Below are 20,180 nucleotides of genomic sequence, written 5' to 3'. Positions count from 1 at the left end.
CATCCTGCCCGAGCGGGAGCTCAAGGCGGGGTTGGCCGAGGTCATCAAGTACGGTCTGATCCGCGATCTGCCCTTCCTGGAATGGATCGAGGCTCGCCTGGACCGGCTCCTGGCCCGCGATCCGGACGCGCTGGCCGAGGCGGTCGAGCGCTCCTGCCGCAACAAGGCTGAGGTGGTGGCCGCCGACGAGACGGAGCAGGGGGAGCGGGCAACCCTCAACCTGGGGCATACCTTCGGCCATGCCATCGAGACGGGATTGGGGTACGGGGAGTGGCTGCACGGCGAGGCGGTCGCCGCCGGCGCGATCATGGCCGCCGATCTGTCCCGCCGGCTGGGCTGGCTTTCCGATGCGGATGTGGCGCGGATCGTCCGCGTGCATGCCCAGGCCGGCCTGCCGGTGCTTGGCGCTCCGCTTGGGGTCGAGCGCTACCTGGAGCTGATGTCCCACGACAAGAAGGTGGCGGACGGACAGTTGCGCCTGGTGCTGCTCGAGGCCGTCGGCAGGGCGGTGATCAGCGCCGGGGCCACGACCGAGCAGATCGGCGCCACCATCGAGGCCTGTTGCCAGGCCTGATCTCACAAGGAAGACGACGATGCCGGATCTGGCACCTTACGCGGTTACCGAAAACAACTCCCGGGGCCGCCAGGTGCCGGAGCCTTACCCGGTAGCCCGGGGCGAATTTCAGCGGGATCGGGACCGGATCGTCCACAGCACGGCCTTCCGCCGCCTCGAATACAAGACCCAGGTCTTCGTCAATCACGAGGGAGACCTCTTCCGGACCCGCCTCACCCACAGCATCGAGGTGGCCCAGATCACCCGCTCCATTGCCCGGGCCTTGCATCTCAACGAGGATCTGGCGGAAGCGGTGGCCCTCTCCCACGACCTGGGGCACACGCCCTTCGGGCATGCCGGCCAGGACGCCCTCAATGGCTGCATGAAGGAACACGGCGGCTTCGAGCACAACCTGCAGTCCCTGCGCATCGTAGACCGACTGGAGGAGAGCTACGCCAGCTTCGATGGCCTCAACCTGATGCACGAGACCCGGGAAGGCATCCTGAAACACTGCTCGCCGAGGAATGCCGAGCTCCTGGGCGAGATTGGAAAGCGTTTCATCGAAGGGCGGCAGCCGTCCCTCGAGGCCCAGCTGGCCAACCTGGCCGACGAGATCGCCTACAACAACCACGACATCGACGATGGCCTGCGTTCGGGCCTGATCACCCTGGACCAGCTGGACCAGGTCTCCATCTTCCGGCGCAACCGGGAGACGGTGGAGGCCGACTATCCCGGTCTCGGCGGGCGGCGTCTGATCCACGAAACCGTCCGCCGGATGATTCACCAGATGGCCATGGGGCTCATCGAGCAGACCCGGGCCAACATCGCCGCTGCCGGTGTGGCCAGTCTGGACGAGGTGCACCGGGCGCCCCGTCTCGTGGCCTATCCGGCCGGATTGTTGCCGGAGCTCCGGGTGCTCAAGACCTTCCTGCGGGAGAACCTCTACCATCATTATCAGGTGCTCCGGATGACCGACAAGGCCCGGCGCATCATTCGGGATCTCTTTCAGGCCTTCATGGGGGATCCGCGTCTGCTGCCGCCCCAGTACCTGCACATGGCCCGCACGGATACGCCCCGGGCCATCGCCGATTACATCGCCGGCATGACCGATCGTTATGCGATGCGCGAGCACCGGCGTCTCTTTGCGGTCGGAGAAATCCATTGAATGGCCGGCGGAATTGCCGCAGCGCAAAAAAATCTTGAGTCACATGGGCGTGCGGGTTTATATTTCAGCTTCGCCCAATGTCTTTGCATGGTCTTCCTGTTACGACGCGCGTCAGCCGGCTGGTGGTACCAAGGCCGGCTTTTTCGAGTCCGCATGGGATGATATTCCGCGGTTTAAAAGTCCGGGGCGCTTTTCTGTGCGCGTCGGCTTGTGTTGTGTCGAGGAAAAACGAGATGGAGCTTCCCCTGGAGCAGGGCCTTTACGACCCCGCCAACGAACATGACGCCTGTGGTGTCGGTTTCATCGCCCACATCAAGGGCAATCGGACGCATGATGTCGTTCTTCAAGGTCTCGAGATCCTGAAGAACCTGGACCATCGAGGGGCGGTTGGCGCCGACCCGCTGCAGGGCGACGGTGCAGGCATCCTGATCCAGATTCCGGACACCCTTTACCGCGAAGAGATGGCCAGGCAGGGGGTTACCCTGCCCCAGGCTGGCGATTACGGTGTGGGGATGGTCTTCCTGCCGAAGGAGCACGCCTCCCGTCTGGCCTGTGAAGAGGAAATCGAGCGGGCCGTGCGCTCCGAAGGTCAGGTGGTGCTCGGCTGGCGCGATGTGCCGACCGATCCGGCCATGCCCATGTCCCCCACCGTCAAGGCCAAGGAGCCGGTGATCCGCCAGGTCTTCATCGGTCGCGGTCCCGACGTGATGGTCACCGATGCCCTGGAGCGCAAGCTCTACGTGATCCGCCGCCGTGCCGCCAATGCCATCGGCGCCCTCAAGCTCAAGCACTCCAAAGAGTTCTATACCCCGTCCATGTCGGCGCGGACCGTGAACTACAAGGGCCTGCTGCTGGCCGACCAGGTTGGCCAGTACTACCCCGATCTGCAGGACGCCCGGTGCGTGTCTGCGCTGGCCCTGGTGCACCAGCGCTTCTCCACCAACACCTTCCCGACCTGGCATCTGGCCCACCCGTTCCGCTACATCGCCCACAACGGTGAGATCAACACCGTTCGCGGCAACTACAACTGGATGCGCGCCCGCGAAAAGGGCACCCATTCCCCGTTGCTGGGGGAGGACCTGCAGAAGCTGTGGCCGCTGATCTACCCCGGCCAGTCCGACTCCGCGTCTTTCGACAACGCCCTTGAACTGCTCGTGATGGGCGGCTACTCGCTGGCCCACGCCATGATGATGATGATTCCCGAAGCCTGGGAATCCCATACCCTCATGGACCAGAAGCGCCGTGCCTTCTACGAGTACCACGCCGCCATGATGGAGCCGTGGGACGGTCCTGCCGCGGTGGCTTTCACTGATGGCCGCCAGATCGGCGCCACCCTCGACCGCAACGGCTTGCGCCCCGCCCGTTACCTCGTCACCGACGACGACTACGTGGTCATGGCTTCCGAGTCCGGCGTACTCCCCATCCCCGACGAGAAGATCGTCAAGAAGTGGCGCCTCCAGCCGGGCAAGATGTTCCTGATCGACATGGAGCAGGGCCGCATCATCGACGACAAGGAGCTCAAGGAGTCCCTCGCCGCCGCCAAGCCCTACCAGGAATGGCTGAGCCGCATCAACATCAAGCTGGACACCTGTGCCGCCCCTGCCTCTGTGGACGCACCCGAGTGTTCCGCCTCCCTGCTGGATCGCCAGCAGGCCTTCGGTTTCACCCAGGAGGACATCAAGTTCATCCTCGAACCGATGGCCAAGACTGGCGAAGAAGGTGCCGGCTCCATGGGCAACGACAGCCCGCTGGCCGTGCTGTCCGCCAAGAACAAGCCGATCTTCAACTATTTCCGTCAGCTCTTCGCTCAGGTGACCAACCCGCCGATCGACCCGATCCGCGAACAGCTGGTCATGTCCCTGGTGAGCTTCGTCGGGCCGCGCCCCAACCTGCTCGGCATCAACGAGATCAACCCCCCGTACCGCCTGGAAGTCACCCAGCCGGTGCTCACCTTCGCCGACATGGCGAAGCTGCGCGGGATCGCCGGCTACACCGAGAACAAGTTCCGCTCCGCTGAACTGGACATCTGCTACCCGCTGGCCTGGGGCAAGGAAGGTGTGGAAGCCCGTCTGGCTTCCCTGTGCGCCGAAGCCGAGAACGCCGTGCTGGAAGGCTCCAACATCCTGATCGTCTCCGACCGCAAGGTCAGCGCCGGCCAGGTGGCCATTCCGGCCCTGCTCGCCACGTCCGCCATTCACCAGCACCTGGTGACCAAGGGCCTGCGCACCCGTACCGGCCTGGTGGTCGAGACCGGCTCCGTCCGCGAAACCCATCACTTCGCCGTGCTGGCGGGCTACGGTGCCGAGGCTGTGCATCCCTACCTGGCCCTTGAAACCCTGACCCAGATGGCCGGCGACGCCGAGACCGCCGACAAGTACATCAAGCATTTCATCAAGGCGGTCGGCAAGGGCCTCATGAAGGTCATGTCCAAGATGGGCATCTCCACCTTCATGTCCTACACCGGCGCCCAGATCTTCGAAGCCATCGGCCTGAAGAAGTCGCTGGTCGAGAAGTACTTCACCGGCACCGCCTCCCAGGTGGAAGGCATTGGTGTGTTTGAAGTGATGGAAGAAGCCATCCGCCTGCACAACGCGGCCTTCAGTGCTGACCCGGTGCTGGCCAATGCCCTCGATGCCGGCGGCGAGTACGCCTACCGTGTTCGTGGCGATGAGCACATGTGGACGCCCGACGCCATTGCCAAGCTGCAGCACTCCACCCGTAGCGGCCAGTACGACACCTACAAGGAATACGCCAAGATCATCAACGATCAGAGCAGGCGTCACATGACCCTGCGCGGCCTGTTCGAACTCAAGCCCGTCGGCGCCCCCGTGCCGCTGGAAGAGGTCGAGTCCGCCAAGGAGATCGTCAGGCGCTTTGCCACCGGCGCCATGTCCCTGGGCTCCATCTCCACCGAAGCCCACTCCACCCTGGCCATCGCCATGAACCGGATCGGCGGCAAGTCGAACACCGGCGAAGGCGGCGAGGATCCGAAGCGCTTCATCCCCATCTCCAAGCCCACCAAGCTCTCCGAGCTGCTGGGGGCCAACCGGATCGAGCGTGACCTGGAGCTGAAGGTAGGCGACAGCCTGCGTTCCTCCATCAAGCAGGTGGCGTCCGGCCGCTTCGGTGTCACTACCGAGTACCTGGTCAACGCCGACCAGATCCAGATCAAGATGGCCCAGGGCGCCAAGCCCGGCGAAGGCGGTCAGCTGCCTGGCCACAAGGTCTCCGAGTACATCGGCTTCCTGCGTCACTCGGTGCCGGGCGTCGGCCTGATCTCGCCCCCGCCCCACCACGACATCTACTCCATCGAGGATCTGGCCCAGCTGATCCACGACCTGAAGAACACCAACCCGGCGGCCGACATCTCCGTCAAGCTGGTGTCCGAAGTGGGCGTGGGCACTGTGGCGGCCGGCGTGGCCAAGGCCAAGGCCGACCACGTGGTGATCGCCGGTCATGACGGCGGCACCGGCGCATCGCCCCTGTCCTCCATCAAGTACGCGGGCTCCCCGTGGGAGCTGGGCCTGGCCGAAACCCAGCAGACTCTGGTGCTGAACCGTCTGCGCAGCCGCATCCGTGTCCAGGTGGACGGCCAGATCAAGACCGGCCGCGACGTGGTCATCGGCGCGCTGCTTGGCGCTGACGAGTTCGGCTTCGCCACCGCTCCGCTGGTGGTCGAAGGCTGCATCATGATGCGCAAATGCCACCTCAACACCTGTCCGGTCGGCGTCGCCACCCAGGATCCGGTGCTGCGCCAGCGCTTCTCCGGCCAGCCCGAGCACGTGGTCAACTACTTCTTCTTCGTTGCCGAAGAAGTGCGCGAGCTCATGGCCCAGCTGGGCGTCCGCAAGTTCGACGAGCTCATCGGTCGCGCCGACCTGCTCGACATGAAGTCCGGCATCGCGCACTGGAAGGCCCGCGGCCTCGACTACAGCCGCATCTTCCACCTGCCCAATGTGCCGGCCGATGTGCCCCGCCTGCACACCGAGATCCAGGACCACAACCTGGGCAAGGCCCTCGACAACCAGCTCCTCGAACTGGCCAGCCCGGCCCTCGAAAAGGGCGAGAAGGTGAACATCGAGCTGCCGGTACGCAACATCAACCGCACCGTCGGTGCCATGCTGTCCGGGCGCTTCGCCGCCAAGTACGGCCACGCCGGCCTGCCGGACGACACTGTGCATATCAAGCTCAACGGCACCGCCGGCCAGAGCTTCGGCGCCTTCCTGTCCCGTGGCCTGACCCTCGAACTCGTGGGCGAAGGCAACGACTACGTGGGCAAGGGCCTCTCCGGCGGTCGTATCGTTGTCCGTCCGGCGCCCGCCTTCAAGTGCGATACCGCCAGCAACATCATCATCGGCAACACCGTTCTTTACGGTGCCACTGAAGGGGAAGCCTACTTCGCGGGCGTTGGTGGCGAGCGTTTTGCTGTCCGCAACTCCGGTGCCATCACCGTCGTTGAAGGCGTGGGTGACCACGGCTGCGAATACATGACCGGCGGCACCGTCGTCGTGCTCGGCATGACTGGCCGCAACTTCGCCGCGGGCATGTCCGGCGGGGTGGCTTATGTCCTCGACGAGGACGGCAGCTTCGAAGGCCGCTGCAACATGGCCCAGGTGGCCCTGGAGCCGGTGGAAGAGGAAATCGAAGCCCGCAAGGGCTCCGAATCCGGCGATGACCTGGAATCCCATGGTCGAGTGGACGTCCGTCACCTGGGCATGGCCGACGAAGCCCTGCTCAAGATGCTGATCGAACGTCACGCCACCTACACCGGCAGCGAACGCGCCAGGAGCATCCTCGCCGACTGGGCAAACTTCCGCGCCAAGTTCGTCAAGGTGATGCCGCACGAATACCGTCGCGCCCTGGCCGAACGGGCTGCGCAACAACAGAATCAACTGGAGGCCGCGTAACATGGGCAAGCCAACTGGATTTCTCGAACTGGACCGTCTTTCCGAGGGCTACGCGCCCGTCGAAGAGCGCCTCAAGCACTACAAGGAGTTCGTCGTCACCCTCAAGGACGACGAAGCCGCCAAGCAAGGTGCCCGCTGCATGGACTGCGGTGTGCCCTTCTGCAACAACGGCTGTCCGGTGAACAACATCATTCCCGACTGGAATGACCTGGTATACCGGGGCAACTGGAAGGAAGCCATCGAGGTCCTGCACTCGACCAACAACTTCCCCGACTTCACCGGCCGCATCTGTCCGGCCCCCTGTGAAGCCGCGTGCACCCTCAACATCAACTCCGACGCTGTGGGCATCAAGTCCATCGAGCACGCCATCATCGACAAGGCTTGGGAAAACGGCTGGGTCAAGCCCCAGCCTGCCGCCGTCAAGACCGGCAAGAAGGTGGCCGTCGTCGGCTCCGGCCCCGCCGGCCTCGCTGCCGCCCAGCAACTCGCCCGCGTCGGTCACGATGTCACCGTGTTCGAAAAGAGCTCCCGCATCGGTGGCCTGCTGCGCTACGGCATCCCCGACTTCAAGATGGAGAAGTCCCACATCGACCGTCGCGTCGAGCAGATGCAGGCCGAAGGCGTCACCTTCCGCACCCAGGTGTGCGTGGGTGTGAAGCCTGCCGCCACCGGCATCAACGACGACGCCGTCGAAGTGATCTCCGCCGATCAGCTCAAGGCCGAATTCGACGCCGTGCTGCTGGCTGCCGGCTCCGAAGTCCCCCGCGACCTGCCGGTCCCCGGCCGCGAACTCTCCGGAATCCACTTCGCCCTCGAATTCCTCATTCCCCAGAACAAGGAAATCGCCGGCGACAACAAGAACCCCATCTCCGCCGCCGGCAAGCACGTCATCGTGATCGGTGGCGGCGATACCGGTTCTGACTGCGTGGGCACCTCCAACCGTCACGGCGCCGCATCCGTGACCCAGTTCGAAGTCATGCCTGAGCCGCCCAAGGAAGAGAACCGCCCGCTGACCTGGCCCTACTGGCCGATCAAGCTGCGTACCTCCTCCTCCCACGAAGAGGGCTGCGAGCGCCAGTTCGCCGTCTCCACCAAAGAGTTCATCGGTGAAAACGGCAAGGTCAAGGCCCTGCGCACCGTCGAGCTCGAATGGAAGGAGGGCAAGCCCGCCGAAGTGCCGGGCTCCGAGCGCGAGCTCCCGGCGGACCTGGTGTTCTTCGCCATGGGCTTCACCAACCCCGTTGCCTCCCTGCTCAGTGCTTTCGGCGTGGACAAGGATGGCCGCGGCAACGCCAAGGCCACCACCGACGGCGAAGGCTGCTACGCCACCAACGTGGCCAAGGTCTTTGCCGCTGGCGACGTGCGCCGCGGCCAGTCCCTCGTGGTGTGGGCCATCCGCGAAGGCCGTCAGGCCGCCCGCGAGGTGGACACCTTCCTGATGGGCGCCTCCGTGCTGCCGCGCTGAGCGCATCCCGGCGCGCATCGCCAAAGCAAACGCCCCGCGCAAGCGGGGCGTTTGCTTTTGGGCGGGGCAGGATGAATGGGGACCTTGCGTCTATCCTGCTGCAGCCTCCCGGAGGCCACGGGCACCCGTGCGTCCAAATGCAGATTTTCCCGCCGCAGTGAGCAAGCGGGCGGTCAATCGCGTTCAGCCCTGGCGACGGCGGCGTTCGGTGACCAGGCCGATCAGTGCGAGGGCCGCCAATCCGAGGGTGCCCGGCTCTGGGATGCCGTTGGATTGATTGTCGGTCGTGAGGCGGAAGTCGTGGAAGACGATGGCCTGATTCGGGTCGATGAGAGGGCTCATCTGTAACCTGATACCCAGAGACGAGTCACCATTGCCGATCGCCGTGTTGAAGAGCGAGGTGATATCGAAGCTGACAACCGAAGATTCGGTGAGCCCGGTGGAATCGAAGGTGCCGATCAGCGTGGTGGATAGTGCTTCGAAGTCGGATAGATTTTCGGTGTTGTTGCCGGTGTAGCTGTGAATCCCGATGGGGCCGGCATAGTTACTCTGGCCGAACAGGCCGCCGAGCTGGTAGACGTCGAAGGTCACGAAGGCGGAGGCTGCGCTGGCCAGGCCCGCAAGGTTGTACTCGGACAGGCCCCGGACTTCTTCGCCGCCCAAGCGGCCAACTTCGGCGAGGCCGGCGGGGTTGCCAAAGGAACCACCCGTATTGGAATGGAAATGTGTCCCGACGCCGGATGCGCCGCCGAAGGCGTCGGCAACCGAGTAGGTGAAGCCACTGGTGATCGTGGCTGCGGTTGCTGCAGGTATGACTACGACTGAAAGTGCAGCGACTGCAGCTGAAGCAGCGAGAGCGTTGAGCAAACGCATGATCATTCTCCTCTGTAGCGTGTCGATTTGGATTTCACCAAAAAGGCACTAAAAGCCATGCTTTGTCAATAAAAACGTAAGCAAGCTTGGGGCCAGACATGCAACTCGCTGATTTTTAGAAGTGTTGTGCTCTTGTCTGATTGTGTGAAGCATGACGATGTAAAGAAATCCGACAACTGGAATATCATCCGCGCGGTGCGGGCCACCGAGCGTTCAACCCAGGTCGGGAATGGCAACCAGGCGCAGAGCCTGGCAGGCTTATCCCCGGCACCCACGCGCACGGCTGCAGCAACGTATCGAACTCCTGTTCTCGCACTCCGCCTTATAATGAACACCCACTCGAAAGAACCGTCATGGCAGCGGCCATGAAGGGCTTTCATTCTTGCAACCCAGCGGGGTGAAGATGAACAAGCCTTTCATTTCTCTGTGTCCCGAGATCACTCGGGCAAACGCGCTGACTCTGATGGACTGGTTGGAAGACGAGGGCGTCACCCGCTACCTGAGCGATTCGCGTCATGTCTCCCGGTTCATCGAGCAGGTCATCGGGCGGGTCCAGTTGCCGATCCTGACCCATCTGTTCAACCAGGGGGGCCGCTTCTTCATGGCCTACGACCAGCATGACGTGCCAGTGGGCTTCGTGCGCCTCGTCAAGGCAGGTCCGGACTGTGAAATGGTCCTGGTCATCGGCAACCGTGACAACTGGGGTCGCCAGCTCGGGGCCAGCGCCATCCGCGAAGGCATGAAGCTCGCCTTCTTCGACATGCGGGCCGAGAGGCTCATCGCCAAAATTCATCCGGATAACCTGCGGTCGCTGAATGCCTTCCTGCGCAGCGGCTTTCTGCTGGAAGGCGAAACGCCGGGGATGAAGTCTTTGGTCATGAGCTCGGCGCGCTATCTCCGGCTCCTGCGCGAACGTCCGGCGGTCCACACCGCCGACATCTACATCACCGAGATCGACAAGGCCCGGCTCAGGAGTCTGGTCGAGCTCGAACAGGGCCCGGATGTTTTCGAGCTGGAGCATGAGATCGAGCGCGCCATCGTCGTCGATCCACGGGAAGTGGCCGAGGATGTCGTCACGATGAACTCCCGGGCCTTGCTGCAGGTGGACGACGAAGAGGTAGAGGTTGCGCTGGTTTACCCAGAGGACGCGGACGACCGCGCCGGGAAACTGTCGGTTTTTTCCGGCATCGGTACCGCGATTCTGGGTTACAAGGAGGGTGATGCCTTCAACTGGCGGATTCCCAGCCGAACCTGCCACATCCGGATTGGGAAAGTGCTTTATCAGCCGGAAGCTGCGGGCGACTTCCACCTGTAAGCCTGCACGCAGGCATCCCTTCTGCATCTGGCCGGGAGCACCACTGCACCCGGCATCTCCGCAAGGTAGGTTCAAGGTATATTCATGTCCCCGCCTGAAGGGCGTCCCTCTCCTGGCCGACGCGATGAAACCGTCGAGTCGGCCATCAAGAACCACTCAATGAACCACCAAGCCCTGTCTTCCTTCATCTGGTCCGTCGCCGACCTGCTGCGTGGTGATTACAAGCAATCCGAATACGGCAAGGTGATCCTGCCCTTTACCGTGCTGCGCCGTCTGGATTGCGTGCTGGAAAGCTCCAAGTCCGCCGTGCTGGCCGAATTTGCAGCCAAGACCGCCGCCGGCCTGAACCCCGATCCCTTCCTGCTGCGCAAGGCGGTGCAGGGCTTCTACAACACCTCACCGCTGGATCTGGCCAAGCTGCTGGGCGATCAGGACCACATCCGGGAGAACCTGTACGCCTATATCCAGGCTTTCTCCCCCGCTGCCCGCGATATCTTCGAGCGCTTCGATTTCTACACTCAGGTGGAGCGCCTGGCCAAAGCCGGCCTGCTGTATCTGGTCACCGAAAAGTTTGCCAACATCGATCTGCATCCGGACACGGTGGATAACGCCCAGATGGGGCTGGTGTTCGAAGAGCTGATCCGCAAGTTCGCAGAAATCTCCAACGAAACCGCCGGGGAGCACTTCACCCCCCGCGAAGTCATCCGCCTGATGGTGAACCTGCTCTTCATCGAGGACGACGACGTGCTGACCCCGGGCAACGCGGTGGTGCGGACTCTTTACGATCCCACCGCCGGCACGGGGGGCATGCTCTCGGTGGCTGGGGAATACCTGCTGGAGCACAACCCGGCCGCCCGCCTCACCCTGTTTGGCCAGGAACTGAACGACGAGTCCTACGCCATCTGCAAGGCCGACATGCTGATCAAGGGCCAGGACGTGGGCAACATCGTGGTTGGCAATACCCTCTCCGACGACGGCCACGGCAGCAGGAAATTCGACTACATGCTCTCCAACCCGCCCTTCGGTGTGGAATGGAAGAAAGTCGAGAAGGAAGTCCGCAAGGAACACACCGACAAAGGTTTCGATGGCCGCTTCGGCCCCGGCCTGCCAAGGGTGTCCGATGGCTCCATGCTGTTCCTGCTGCACCTCATCAGCAAGATGCGCCCGGCGGTGGATGGCGGCAGCCGCATCGGCATCGTCCTCAATGGCTCACCGCTGTTTACCGGCGGTGCCGGCAGCGGCGAATCGGAAATCCGCCGCTACGTGCTGGAAAACGACCTGGTGGAAGCCATCATCGGGCTGCCCACCGACATGTTCTACAACACGGGGATCAGCACCTACGTCTGGATTCTGTCCAACAAGAAGCCGGAAGACCGCAAGGGCTGGGTCCAGCTCATCGACGCCGGCAGTTTCTGGCAGAAGATGCGCAAGAGCCTGGGCAGCAAGCGTAAGGAGCTGTCTGACGCGCACATCGCCGACATCACCCGCCTGTTTGGCGACTTCGCCGAAGCCGAGCAAGCCATCGTGCTCGACGCCGCCGGCAAGGAAGTCAGCCGCAAACTGCTGCTGACCGGCAAAACCCGCCCGGAAGCACCGGAGGGCGGCAAGGTCAAAGTCGTGCCCATTTCCCGCGTCTTCAAGAATGAGGTATTCGGCTACACCACCCTCACCGTAGAGCGTCCGTTACGGGACGAGGCCGGCAACGTCGTGCTGGGCAGCAAGGGCAAGCAGAAAGGCAAGCCCCAGGCCGACAGCGCCCTGCGTGACACCGAAAACGTGCCGCTGACCGAGGACATCGACGCCTACTTCCAGCGCGAGGTCTTGCCCCACGCGCCGGATGCCTGGATCGACCACGAGAAATCCAAGGTCGGCTACGAAATCCCGTTCAACCGGCATTTCTATGTCTTCGAGCCGCCGCGCAGCCTACACGAGATCGACGAGGAGCTGAAAGGCGTGACGGCAAGGATCATGGCCATGCTGGAGGGGCTGGCGGAATGAGTGGAAGCTTGAATTTCAAGGCCGAACCGGCGACAATGGTGTCAACACACCCGCCATGCCTCTCCACGATGCACACTTTGGCGGGTTTTTTACGTCCTGGGTCTGCGCATGAGTGAATACACCAAGCAGGCCCTGTCGGCCGATGAGCATATTGCCAAGCTTAAAGAACGGGGGCTGAGCTTCCCGGATGAAGCCAGGGCACGTCATTACCTCGCCAACATCAGTTACTTCCGGCTATCGGCGTATACCCGCCCGTATTACCGACCGGACCAGAGCGAACATCGCTTCCTCCCCCATACCCGGTTCGATGACGTGCTGGCACTCTACGTCTTCGATCGCGAGTTGCGCTTGTTGCTCAGTGACGCCATCGAGCGCCTTGAGGTCGCCCTGCGCGCCCAGCTCACCAATACCCTGGCTGAGCACCATGGGCCGTATGCCCATCTCAACCCGACCATCTTCGACACCCGCTACAACCACCCGTGGCTCCTGGAAAAGCTGAGGGAAGAAGCTCAAGCCCGTGAGGTCGAGAGCTTCATTGCCCATTACCGGGAAAAATACACCGCCGCGCCGGTACAGCCACCGCTCTGGATGGCGATGGAGTTGCTGACCTTCAAGGCCATCTCCACCCTGTTTGCCAATCTGCGCCAGGAGAACGACACCAAACGCATCAGTCAGCATTTTGGCTGGCCGCACAAGGTGCTGACTTCGTGGTTCCGGAGTCTTTCCGACCTGCGCAATCTGTGCGCCCACCACATGCGCGTCTGGAACCGGGAATTCGGCAGTCGTCCCGTCATGCCCAGAAAAGCCCCTGCCGACTGGCCGAAGGTGCCGGATGCCATTCCCCGCTGCGCCCATCTGGATGTCACACAAACCATCAATCCCCAGCGCCGGCTGTACCTGCAACTGGTCGTGATCGAAAGTCTGATGCAGGTCGTCTGCCCGGAAAGCCGTTGGGCCGAACGTCTGGTCCAGCTTCTCGATGCCCACCCCCGGGTCTCCCGCCCGCACATGGGGTTTCCGCCGGGCTGGGAAAACGAGGCGCTATGGCAGAAGGCCGTGCGTGCAGTGCGAGGAGGGATGGTATGAGTTTGCCGAGGTGTCCGGAATACAAGGACAGTGGGGTGGAATGGCTCGGGGATGTTCCGGCGCATTGGTCCATTAAGCCGTTGTGGACACTATTTCGCAGATCCAAACGTGTGGGTTTTGAGGAAGAACAACTTCTCTCTGTTTACCGTGATCATGGTGTAATCCCCAAAGCCAGCCGTGACGACAATAACAACAAGGCATCGGACGACCTCTCGGTCTATCAACTGGTCCAGCCCGGCGACTTGGCAATTAACAAGATGAAGGCATGGCAGGGATCAGTTGCAATCTCTGACCATAGGGGCATAGTGAGTCCAGCCTATTTCGTGTTTGAAGCAACGCACGGCGAAGACAGCAAATACCTGCACTACTTACTTCGCTCCCCGCGATATATCACCGGCTACCTTTCTCTATCGAAAGGAATACGGGTAAACCAGTGGGATTTGGAGCCTCAGCAGCACTCAAGAATGCCGGTCTTGGTGCCACCAACACAAGAACAAACCGCCATCGCCACCTTCCTCGACCGCGAAACCGCCAAGATTGACGCCCTGATTGCCGAGCAGGAAAAGCTGCTCACCCTGCTGGCCGAAAAACGCCAGGCCACCATTTCCCATGCCGTCACCAAGGGCCTGAACCCGGATGCGCCGATGAAGGATTCCGGGGTGGAGTGGCTGGGGGAGGTACCGGCGCATTGGTCCACCCCTCCGCTTTATCTGCGGTACTCCTGTGAGCTTGGAAAAATGCTGGATACCGCGAAGATAACTGGCAAATTTCTTATGCCTTACTTGCGAAATACCGACGTGCAATGGGGTGCCATAAACTACGAAGAGCTACCGAGCATGGATATCGAGCCATGCGAATATGAAAGATATACGGTTCGTAACGGAGATTTACTTGTATGCGAAGGCGGTGAGGTCGGACGAACTGCCATTGCCATTACCCCACCTGAGCCAATAGGCTTTCAGAAGGCACTTCATCGCCTACGTGCTCTACAAAACGACGAACACCCGTCGTTCATGTACTTCACTCTTAACTGGGCTGCGCGGCATGGTGTATTCAACGGAGAAGGAATGGCAACAATTGCGAACCTCACAGGGGAGCAGCTAAGGAAATATCGTTTTCCCAAGCCCCCTGTTGTTGAGCAGGTTGCAATTGCTAAATTTTTGGAGGCTGAAACAGGTCGGCTCGATGCCCTGACCACCGAAGCCACCCGCGCCATCACCCTCCTCAAAGAACGCCGCACCGCCCTGATTTCCGCCGCCGTCACCGGCAAGATCGACGTCCGGGAGGCCGCATGACCGAATCCGAACTGCAGGCCGATCTGCAAACCCGTTATCCCCGCGAAAACGCCGCCTGCGAATGGAAGGCCTTTCGCAAGCTCGGCCACGCGGTCAGCGGGCGCAAGGGCGAGGACATCGCCAGTTATGTGTCGGCGCTTGCCAACATGGAAGGCGGTCATCTGTGATCGGGGTGGAAGACCAGACCCTGCGGGTATTGGGGATCGAGGACTTCGCCGATTACACCCTCGACAACATCCGCCTGCGCCTGCTCGGGCGCTGCACCAATCTGGAATCGGGTGGTGCTGGAAATTTTCGGCCACACGCTGGACGAAAACTACTCGCTGCTGCTGCTGGAGCGGGAGGATCTGGATATCGGCATGGTGATTCTGCTGGACCGGGTGCAGAAACGTCTGCCCATCGGCGACGCTGCCGCTGCCCACCTGCGCCGGGCAGGCCTGATCGAAGGCAGGAAACCGAATTTCCACGTGGCAGCCCACATCGCAGCAACGCTCAACGATCAGGCCAGCTATACCCGCAACCGGGGGCTGGAGAAGGATCGCCTGAAGGAATTTGTGCTTTCCCAGTTGCGCCAGTTCGAGGGTAGCAAACGCGAAAATCTAGACAAGCTCCTGCTCCCCATGCTGCCCGCAGGCCTGACGGAAAAGCAGAAGCGGGACAAGGTGAAAAACCTTCTCACTGAAATGAGCGTTAAAGATCAAACTGTTAGCTGCATTGGTCGTGGCCCGGCTGCGGTATGGAAGGTGCGGAGTGAGTAGTCTAGGCAAGCCGCCGATCAGACTACTTTCAGACAACATGACGCATTTTTTAGACAACCCCAGACAACCATGACACACACCCTCACCGCCAAAGAACAGACCCTCGCCAAGATTTTCAGCGATGACTATGTGTTCACCATCCCCGGCTACCAGCGCCCCTATGCCTGGGGCCGGGACCAGGCCCAGGAACTGCTCGACGACCTGTTGGGGGCGATGAAGGGGGCGCCAGCGCAGTTGAGCGAGGCCGCACCCTATTTTCTGGGCAGCATCGTGCTGATCAAGACCGAGACCCAAGCGGAAGCGACGGTGGTGGACGGCCAGCAGCGGCTGACAACCTTGACTTTGCTGCTGTCGACGATTCGGGCTTCCGTAGAAAATTCTGCGGTGCAAACCGGCATCACCAAGCGAATTTACGAACAGGGTGATGTGGTGTCGGCTGTACCCGCCCGTTACCGCCTCTCATTGCGAGAGCGGGACCGGGATTTTTTCCGCCAGCATGTGCAACATGAGGATGGACTCGCCAAGCTCGTGGCACTGACCACCAACCTGCCGGATGCCCAGAACCGAATCCGCACCAATGCCCAGGTTTTCATGGCGGGTCTGGCCGGCCTGAGCCAGGACGAGCTGGTGCGGCTGGTGCAATTCATCATCACCCGCTGTTATCTGGTTACCGTGTCCACCCCTGACCTCGATTCCGCCTATCGGATCTTCGGGGTGCTCAATAGCCGTGGTCTGGACCTGAGTGCTACGGACATCCTCAAGGCTGAGGTCATCGGTGGCATAGCCCCGGAGTCTCGCGATGCCTATACCCAGAAATGGGAGGATCAGGAAGAGGACCTCGGACGGGATGAGTTCGGTGAGCTGTTCAGCCACATCCGCATGATTTACCGGAAGGCCAAGCCCCAGGGCACCTTGCTCAAGGAATTCAAGGAGCATGTCACGCCTCTTGCCAACCCGAAATCTTTCGTTGATGAGGTGCTGCAGCCCATGGCTCAGGCCTTCGAAGCCATCGTCGATGCGGACTACGCCAGCCAGAAGTATGCGGAGCAGGTAAACGATCACCTGCGCTGGCTGGGGCGACTGGAGTTCAAGGACTGGATGCCGCCGGCGCTGGCCTTCTATGTCCGCCACGACAATCTGCCGGATGCCATGCTGACTTTCTTCCGCGGGCTGGAGCGTCTGGCGTATTCCATGCTCGCCAGACGCTGCGGCATCAATGAACGTATTGAGCGCTTTTCTGCTTTGACCGCGGCGATTGAAAAGGGACTGAGTCTGGATGAGCCCCAATCCCCCCTTCAGCTTTCTCCACTGGAGCAATACGAAACCTATGCGGCCCTGAATGGCCCCTTGTATGAAACCCATTCGCCACGGGCAGTCGCCACCCTGATGCTGCGTCTGGATCATCTGCTGTCTGATGGCAGTGCCAGTTATCAGCATGAGGTGGTGTCGGTGGAGCACATCCTGCCCCAGCAACCGGCCCCCAATAGTCAGTGGCGGAACTGGGTGCCCGATCCCCAGCGGCATCAGCGCTGGGTCCATCGCCTGGGGAACCTGACGCTTCTGAGCCGCAAGAAGAACAGCGCAGCCAGCAATTACGAGTTCGAGAAAAAGAAGAACGCCTACTTCACCAAGGGCGGGGTGTGTGCCTTTGCCATGACGACCGAGGTTCTGCAGCACCAGGAATGGACCGAGGATGTCATGGAGGGCCGTCAGACTCGGATGCTGAAAGCGCTGGAGGAGCATTGGGAGCTGCAAGGACGTAAGAGCAAGGCCGAACTGGCTTCCGTAAAACTGGAGGACGCCCAGCAGGCTGGCGGGGAAGCGGTGTTTGAACTGGAGAGCAGCAAGCATGGGCTGAGCGCCATGGCCCGGGAAGTGGGAGATGGCTTCATTGTGTTGGCTGGTTCTCAGGCCAAATTCGCCTGGACTGGCCAGCAAAACGGCTATCAGCAACTGCGCGAGAGCCTGATTGGTGAGGGCCGTCTGGAACCTTCATCTGATGGCAGCCATTTTGTCTTTCGCGAAGACATCGTCTTCAGCAGCCCCAGTGCCGCTTCGGCTACCGTACTGGGGCGCCCGGACAATGGCCGCACCAGCTGGCGCTTGCAGGGTACCTCCATTACCTATGCAGCCTGGCAGGACAACCTGCCAGCTGGCCAGCAGGCTTCTGGTCGTAGCGAGCGATAAACGATGGCCCACGCCCTGCACCAGGAACACCACTTCGAATCCGCCATCTGCGAGCACCTGAGCCGGCACGGCTGGCTTTACGCCGAAGGGGATGCTGCCCTTTACGACCGGCAGAATGCGCTGTTCCTGTCCGACCTGCTGAGCTGGATCGAAACCACCCAGCCTGATAGCTGGCAGGCGCTCTCCAAGACCCACGGCGCCAGCCTGCCCAAGGTGCTGGCCGGGCGGGTGCGCAAATGTCTGAACGAGCAAGGCACGCTGGAGGTGCTGCGCCGGGGCGTGGAGATGGTCGGCCTGAAGAGGCCGCTTTCCCTGGTGCAGTTCAAACCGGCGCTGGGACTCAACCCGGCCATCCAGCACGCCTACGCCGCCAACCGGCTGCGCGTGGTGCGCCAGGTGCATCACTCCCCGAACAATCCCAAGGATGCGCTCGATCTGGTGCTGTTCGTCAATGGCCTTGCGGTGGCCACCGCCGAACTGAAATCCAACTTTACCCAGCGTGTGGAAGATGCGGTCGATCAATACCGCTTCGACCGGCACCCGACGCCCAAGGGCGGCTTGGTGGAGCCCTTGCTGGCCTTCCCCGGTGGTGCCCTGGTGCATTTCGCGGTGAGCCAGAGCGAGGTGATGATGAGCACCCAGCTGGCCGGCCCTGCCACCCGCTTTCTGCCGTTCAACCGGGGCAATCAGGGGGGCGCGGGCAATGCCCTGAACCCGTTCGGCTTTGCCACCTATTACTTGTGGCAAGAGGTGTGGCAGCGCGATAGCTGGCTGGAAATCCTGGGCCGTTACCTGATCGGCCAGCGCAACGACAGGAAGCAGCTTTCCGGCGTCATTTTTCCCCGTTACCACCAGCTCGACGCTACCCGCAAACTGGTGGCCGATGTGCTGGAAAACTGGCAAATGAGTGGCCCCGGCCAGTGTTACCTGATCCAGCACTCTGCCGGCTCCGGCAAGACCAATTCGATTGCGTGGACGGCCCACTTCCTTGCCGATCTGCACGACGCCCGGCATCAGAAGCTTTTTGACAGCGTGCTGGTGGTGTCCGACCGCAACGTGCTGGATGCCCAGCTGCAGGAAGCGATCTTCGACTTCCAGCGCACCACGGGCGTGGTCGCCACCATCAACGACGAGCACGGTAGCAAGAGCGCCCAACTGTCGCAGGCGCTCAAGGACGGCAAGAAGATCATCGTCTGCACCATTCAGACCTTCCCCTTTGCGCTGGACGCCGTGCAGAAGCTGGCCGCCACCGAAGGCAAGCGCTTTGCCGTGATTGCCGACGAGGCCCACAGCTCGCAAACCGGCGAGGCTGCCGCCAAGCTGAAGCAGCTGCTCTCCGCTGAAGAGCTTGCCGAACTTCAGGACGGCGGGGAAATCGACACCGAAGCCCTGCTGGCCCTGCAGATGTCCACCAAGGCCAGCCAGCAGAATGGCGACGGGGGCTTGACCTACATTGCCTTCACGGCCACCCCCAAGCAGAAGACCCTGGAACTGTTTGGCCGCAAGGACGCGGACGGGATGCCCCAGGCCTTCCATGTGTATTCCATGCGCCAGGCCATCGAGGAAGGCTTCATCCTCGACGTGCTGCAGAACTACACCACCTACAAGCTGGCCTTCAAGCTCGCCAACAATGGGAAGGAGTATGACGAAACCCAGATCGACAAGTCCGAAGCCCTGAAAGGCATCATGCAGTGGGTGCGCTTGCACCCCTACAACATCGCTCAGAAGGTGCAGGCTGTGGTGGAACACTTCCGCGAGAACGTGCAGCCCCTGCTGAATGGCACCGCCAAAGCCATGGTGGTGGTCAGCAGCCGCAAGGAAGCGGTGCGCTGGCAAAAGGCCATCCGCGCCTACATCGCCAGGCAGAACTATACGCTGGGTGTGCTGGCGGCGTTCTCTGGCGAGATCAACGATCCGGACAGCTACCCGGAAGCCGTCACCGAACACAGCAAACTGCTCAACCCCGGCCTGAAGGGCGACATCCGCGATGCCTTCATGGCGCAGGAATATCACCTGCTGCTGGTGGCCAACAAATTCCAGACCGGTTTCGACCAGCCGCTGTTGTGCGGCATGTACGTGGACAAGCGGCTGGGTGGCATTCAGGCGGTGCAGACCCTGTCACGACTCAACCGTGCCCATCCCGGCAAGGACACCACCTACATCCTCGACTTCGTCAATGACGCCGAGGACATCCTGGCCGCGTTCAAGACCTACTACGAAACTGCCCAACTTGAAGCCACCACGGATCCGAACCTGGTCTTTGACCTGCGGGCCAAGCTGGATGCTTCCGGCCATTACGACCGCTTTGAAGTGGACCGGGTTGCCCAGGTGGAAACCGACCCCAAGGGTACCCAAAAGCAACTCGACGCCGCCATCTCGCCAGTGGCCGACCGGCTGCTGAAGCGCTACAAGGCCCTTCAGGCCGACAAGCACAACGCCGACGCCCACAAGGACGAGGCTGCGGATCGCAAGCCGACAAGGCCAAAAGCGTCATGACAGCAAGAAAGCTTGTTTTGAATATATTTTTTATCATAATCTTATCAATTTAATCCTGATTATACACTTCTCCGGTTATTTC

The 20,180-nt window shown here is 61.7% G+C and carries 12 protein-coding genes and 1 pseudogene; 12 read left to right on the top strand and 1 reads right to left on the bottom strand.

From position 1 onward, the window contains the following. The 4 genes and pseudogenes from PHD22_RS11285 to PHD22_RS11270 form a co-directional block, all read left to right on the top strand. Nucleotides 1-574, top strand: a pseudogene (locus PHD22_RS11285) (3-dehydroquinate synthase); the annotation flags it as partial. Nucleotides 575-593: 19 nt separating this feature from the next. Beyond that, nucleotides 594-1,718, top strand: a complete 1,125-nt coding sequence (locus PHD22_RS11280) for a deoxyguanosinetriphosphate triphosphohydrolase (RefSeq protein WP_299866584.1) — start codon at nt 594-596, stop codon at nt 1,716-1,718. Between the two features lie 233 nt (nt 1,719-1,951). After that, complete coding sequence (locus tag PHD22_RS11275) at nt 1,952-6,625, top strand: glutamate synthase-related protein (protein WP_299866581.1); 4,674 nt, start codon at nt 1,952-1,954, stop codon at nt 6,623-6,625. 1 nt (nt 6,626) lies between these two features. Next, on the top strand, nt 6,627-8,090 hold the full coding sequence (locus tag PHD22_RS11270; protein WP_299866579.1) for a glutamate synthase subunit beta: 1,464 nt from the start codon (nt 6,627-6,629) through the stop codon (nt 8,088-8,090). Between the two features lie 183 nt (nt 8,091-8,273). Here PHD22_RS11270 and PHD22_RS11265 read toward each other — a convergent pair whose 3' ends face one another. Next, a complete protein-coding gene (locus tag PHD22_RS11265; RefSeq protein WP_299866576.1) occupies nt 8,274-8,963 on the bottom strand; it encodes a PEP-CTERM sorting domain-containing protein in 690 nt (229 codons plus the stop codon). Nucleotides 8,964-9,426: 463 nt separating this feature from the next. Here PHD22_RS11265 and PHD22_RS11260 point away from each other — a divergent pair, with 463 nt between their 5' ends. The 8 genes from PHD22_RS11260 (at nt 9,427) to PHD22_RS11225 (ending at nt 20,098) form a co-directional block, all read left to right on the top strand. Beyond that, entirely contained in the window at nt 9,427-10,278 is an 852-nt protein-coding gene (locus PHD22_RS11260) for a bifunctional GNAT family N-acetyltransferase/nucleoside diphosphate kinase regulator (protein ID WP_299866573.1), read from the top strand. Nucleotides 10,279-10,362: 84 nt separating this feature from the next. Continuing rightward, the gene (locus PHD22_RS11255; RefSeq protein ID WP_299866570.1) at nt 10,363-12,276 is read left to right on the top strand and encodes a class I SAM-dependent DNA methyltransferase; all 1,914 of its coding nucleotides are present in this window, start codon (nt 10,363-10,365) and stop codon (nt 12,274-12,276) included. 108 nt (nt 12,277-12,384) lie between these two features. After that, on the top strand, nt 12,385-13,362 hold the full coding sequence (locus PHD22_RS11250; protein WP_299866567.1) for an Abi family protein: 978 nt from the start codon (nt 12,385-12,387) through the stop codon (nt 13,360-13,362). Next, nucleotides 13,359-14,657: a restriction endonuclease subunit S gene (locus PHD22_RS11245; protein ID WP_299866564.1), complete on the top strand. Its 1,299-nt coding sequence runs from the start codon at nt 13,359-13,361 to the stop codon at nt 14,655-14,657. The genes PHD22_RS11250 and PHD22_RS11245 overlap by 4 nt, the downstream gene beginning before the upstream one ends. Beyond that, nucleotides 14,654-14,824: a hypothetical protein gene (locus tag PHD22_RS11240; RefSeq protein ID WP_299866561.1), complete on the top strand. Its 171-nt coding sequence runs from the start codon at nt 14,654-14,656 to the stop codon at nt 14,822-14,824. The genes PHD22_RS11245 and PHD22_RS11240 overlap by 4 nt, the downstream gene beginning before the upstream one ends. Before the next feature lie 114 nt (nt 14,825-14,938). Continuing rightward, on the top strand, nt 14,939-15,415 hold the full coding sequence (locus PHD22_RS11235; RefSeq protein ID WP_299866558.1) for a hypothetical protein: 477 nt from the start codon (nt 14,939-14,941) through the stop codon (nt 15,413-15,415). Between the two features lie 69 nt (nt 15,416-15,484). After that, on the top strand, nt 15,485-17,602 hold the full coding sequence (locus tag PHD22_RS11230; protein WP_299866555.1) for a DUF4357 domain-containing protein: 2,118 nt from the start codon (nt 15,485-15,487) through the stop codon (nt 17,600-17,602). 3 nt (nt 17,603-17,605) lie between these two features. After that, nucleotides 17,606-20,098, top strand: a complete 2,493-nt coding sequence (locus PHD22_RS11225) for a DEAD/DEAH box helicase family protein (RefSeq protein WP_299866552.1) — start codon at nt 17,606-17,608, stop codon at nt 20,096-20,098. Nucleotides 20,099-20,180: the final 82 nt, after the last annotated feature.

The sequence above is a fragment of the Zoogloea sp. genome, assembly GCF_028693495.1.
In the GTDB taxonomy this organism is placed as follows: domain Bacteria; phylum Pseudomonadota; class Gammaproteobacteria; order Burkholderiales; family Rhodocyclaceae; genus Zoogloea.
The sequence above is the reverse complement of the archived record's forward strand: the minus strand, read 5'-3'. Positions and strand labels throughout refer to the sequence as shown.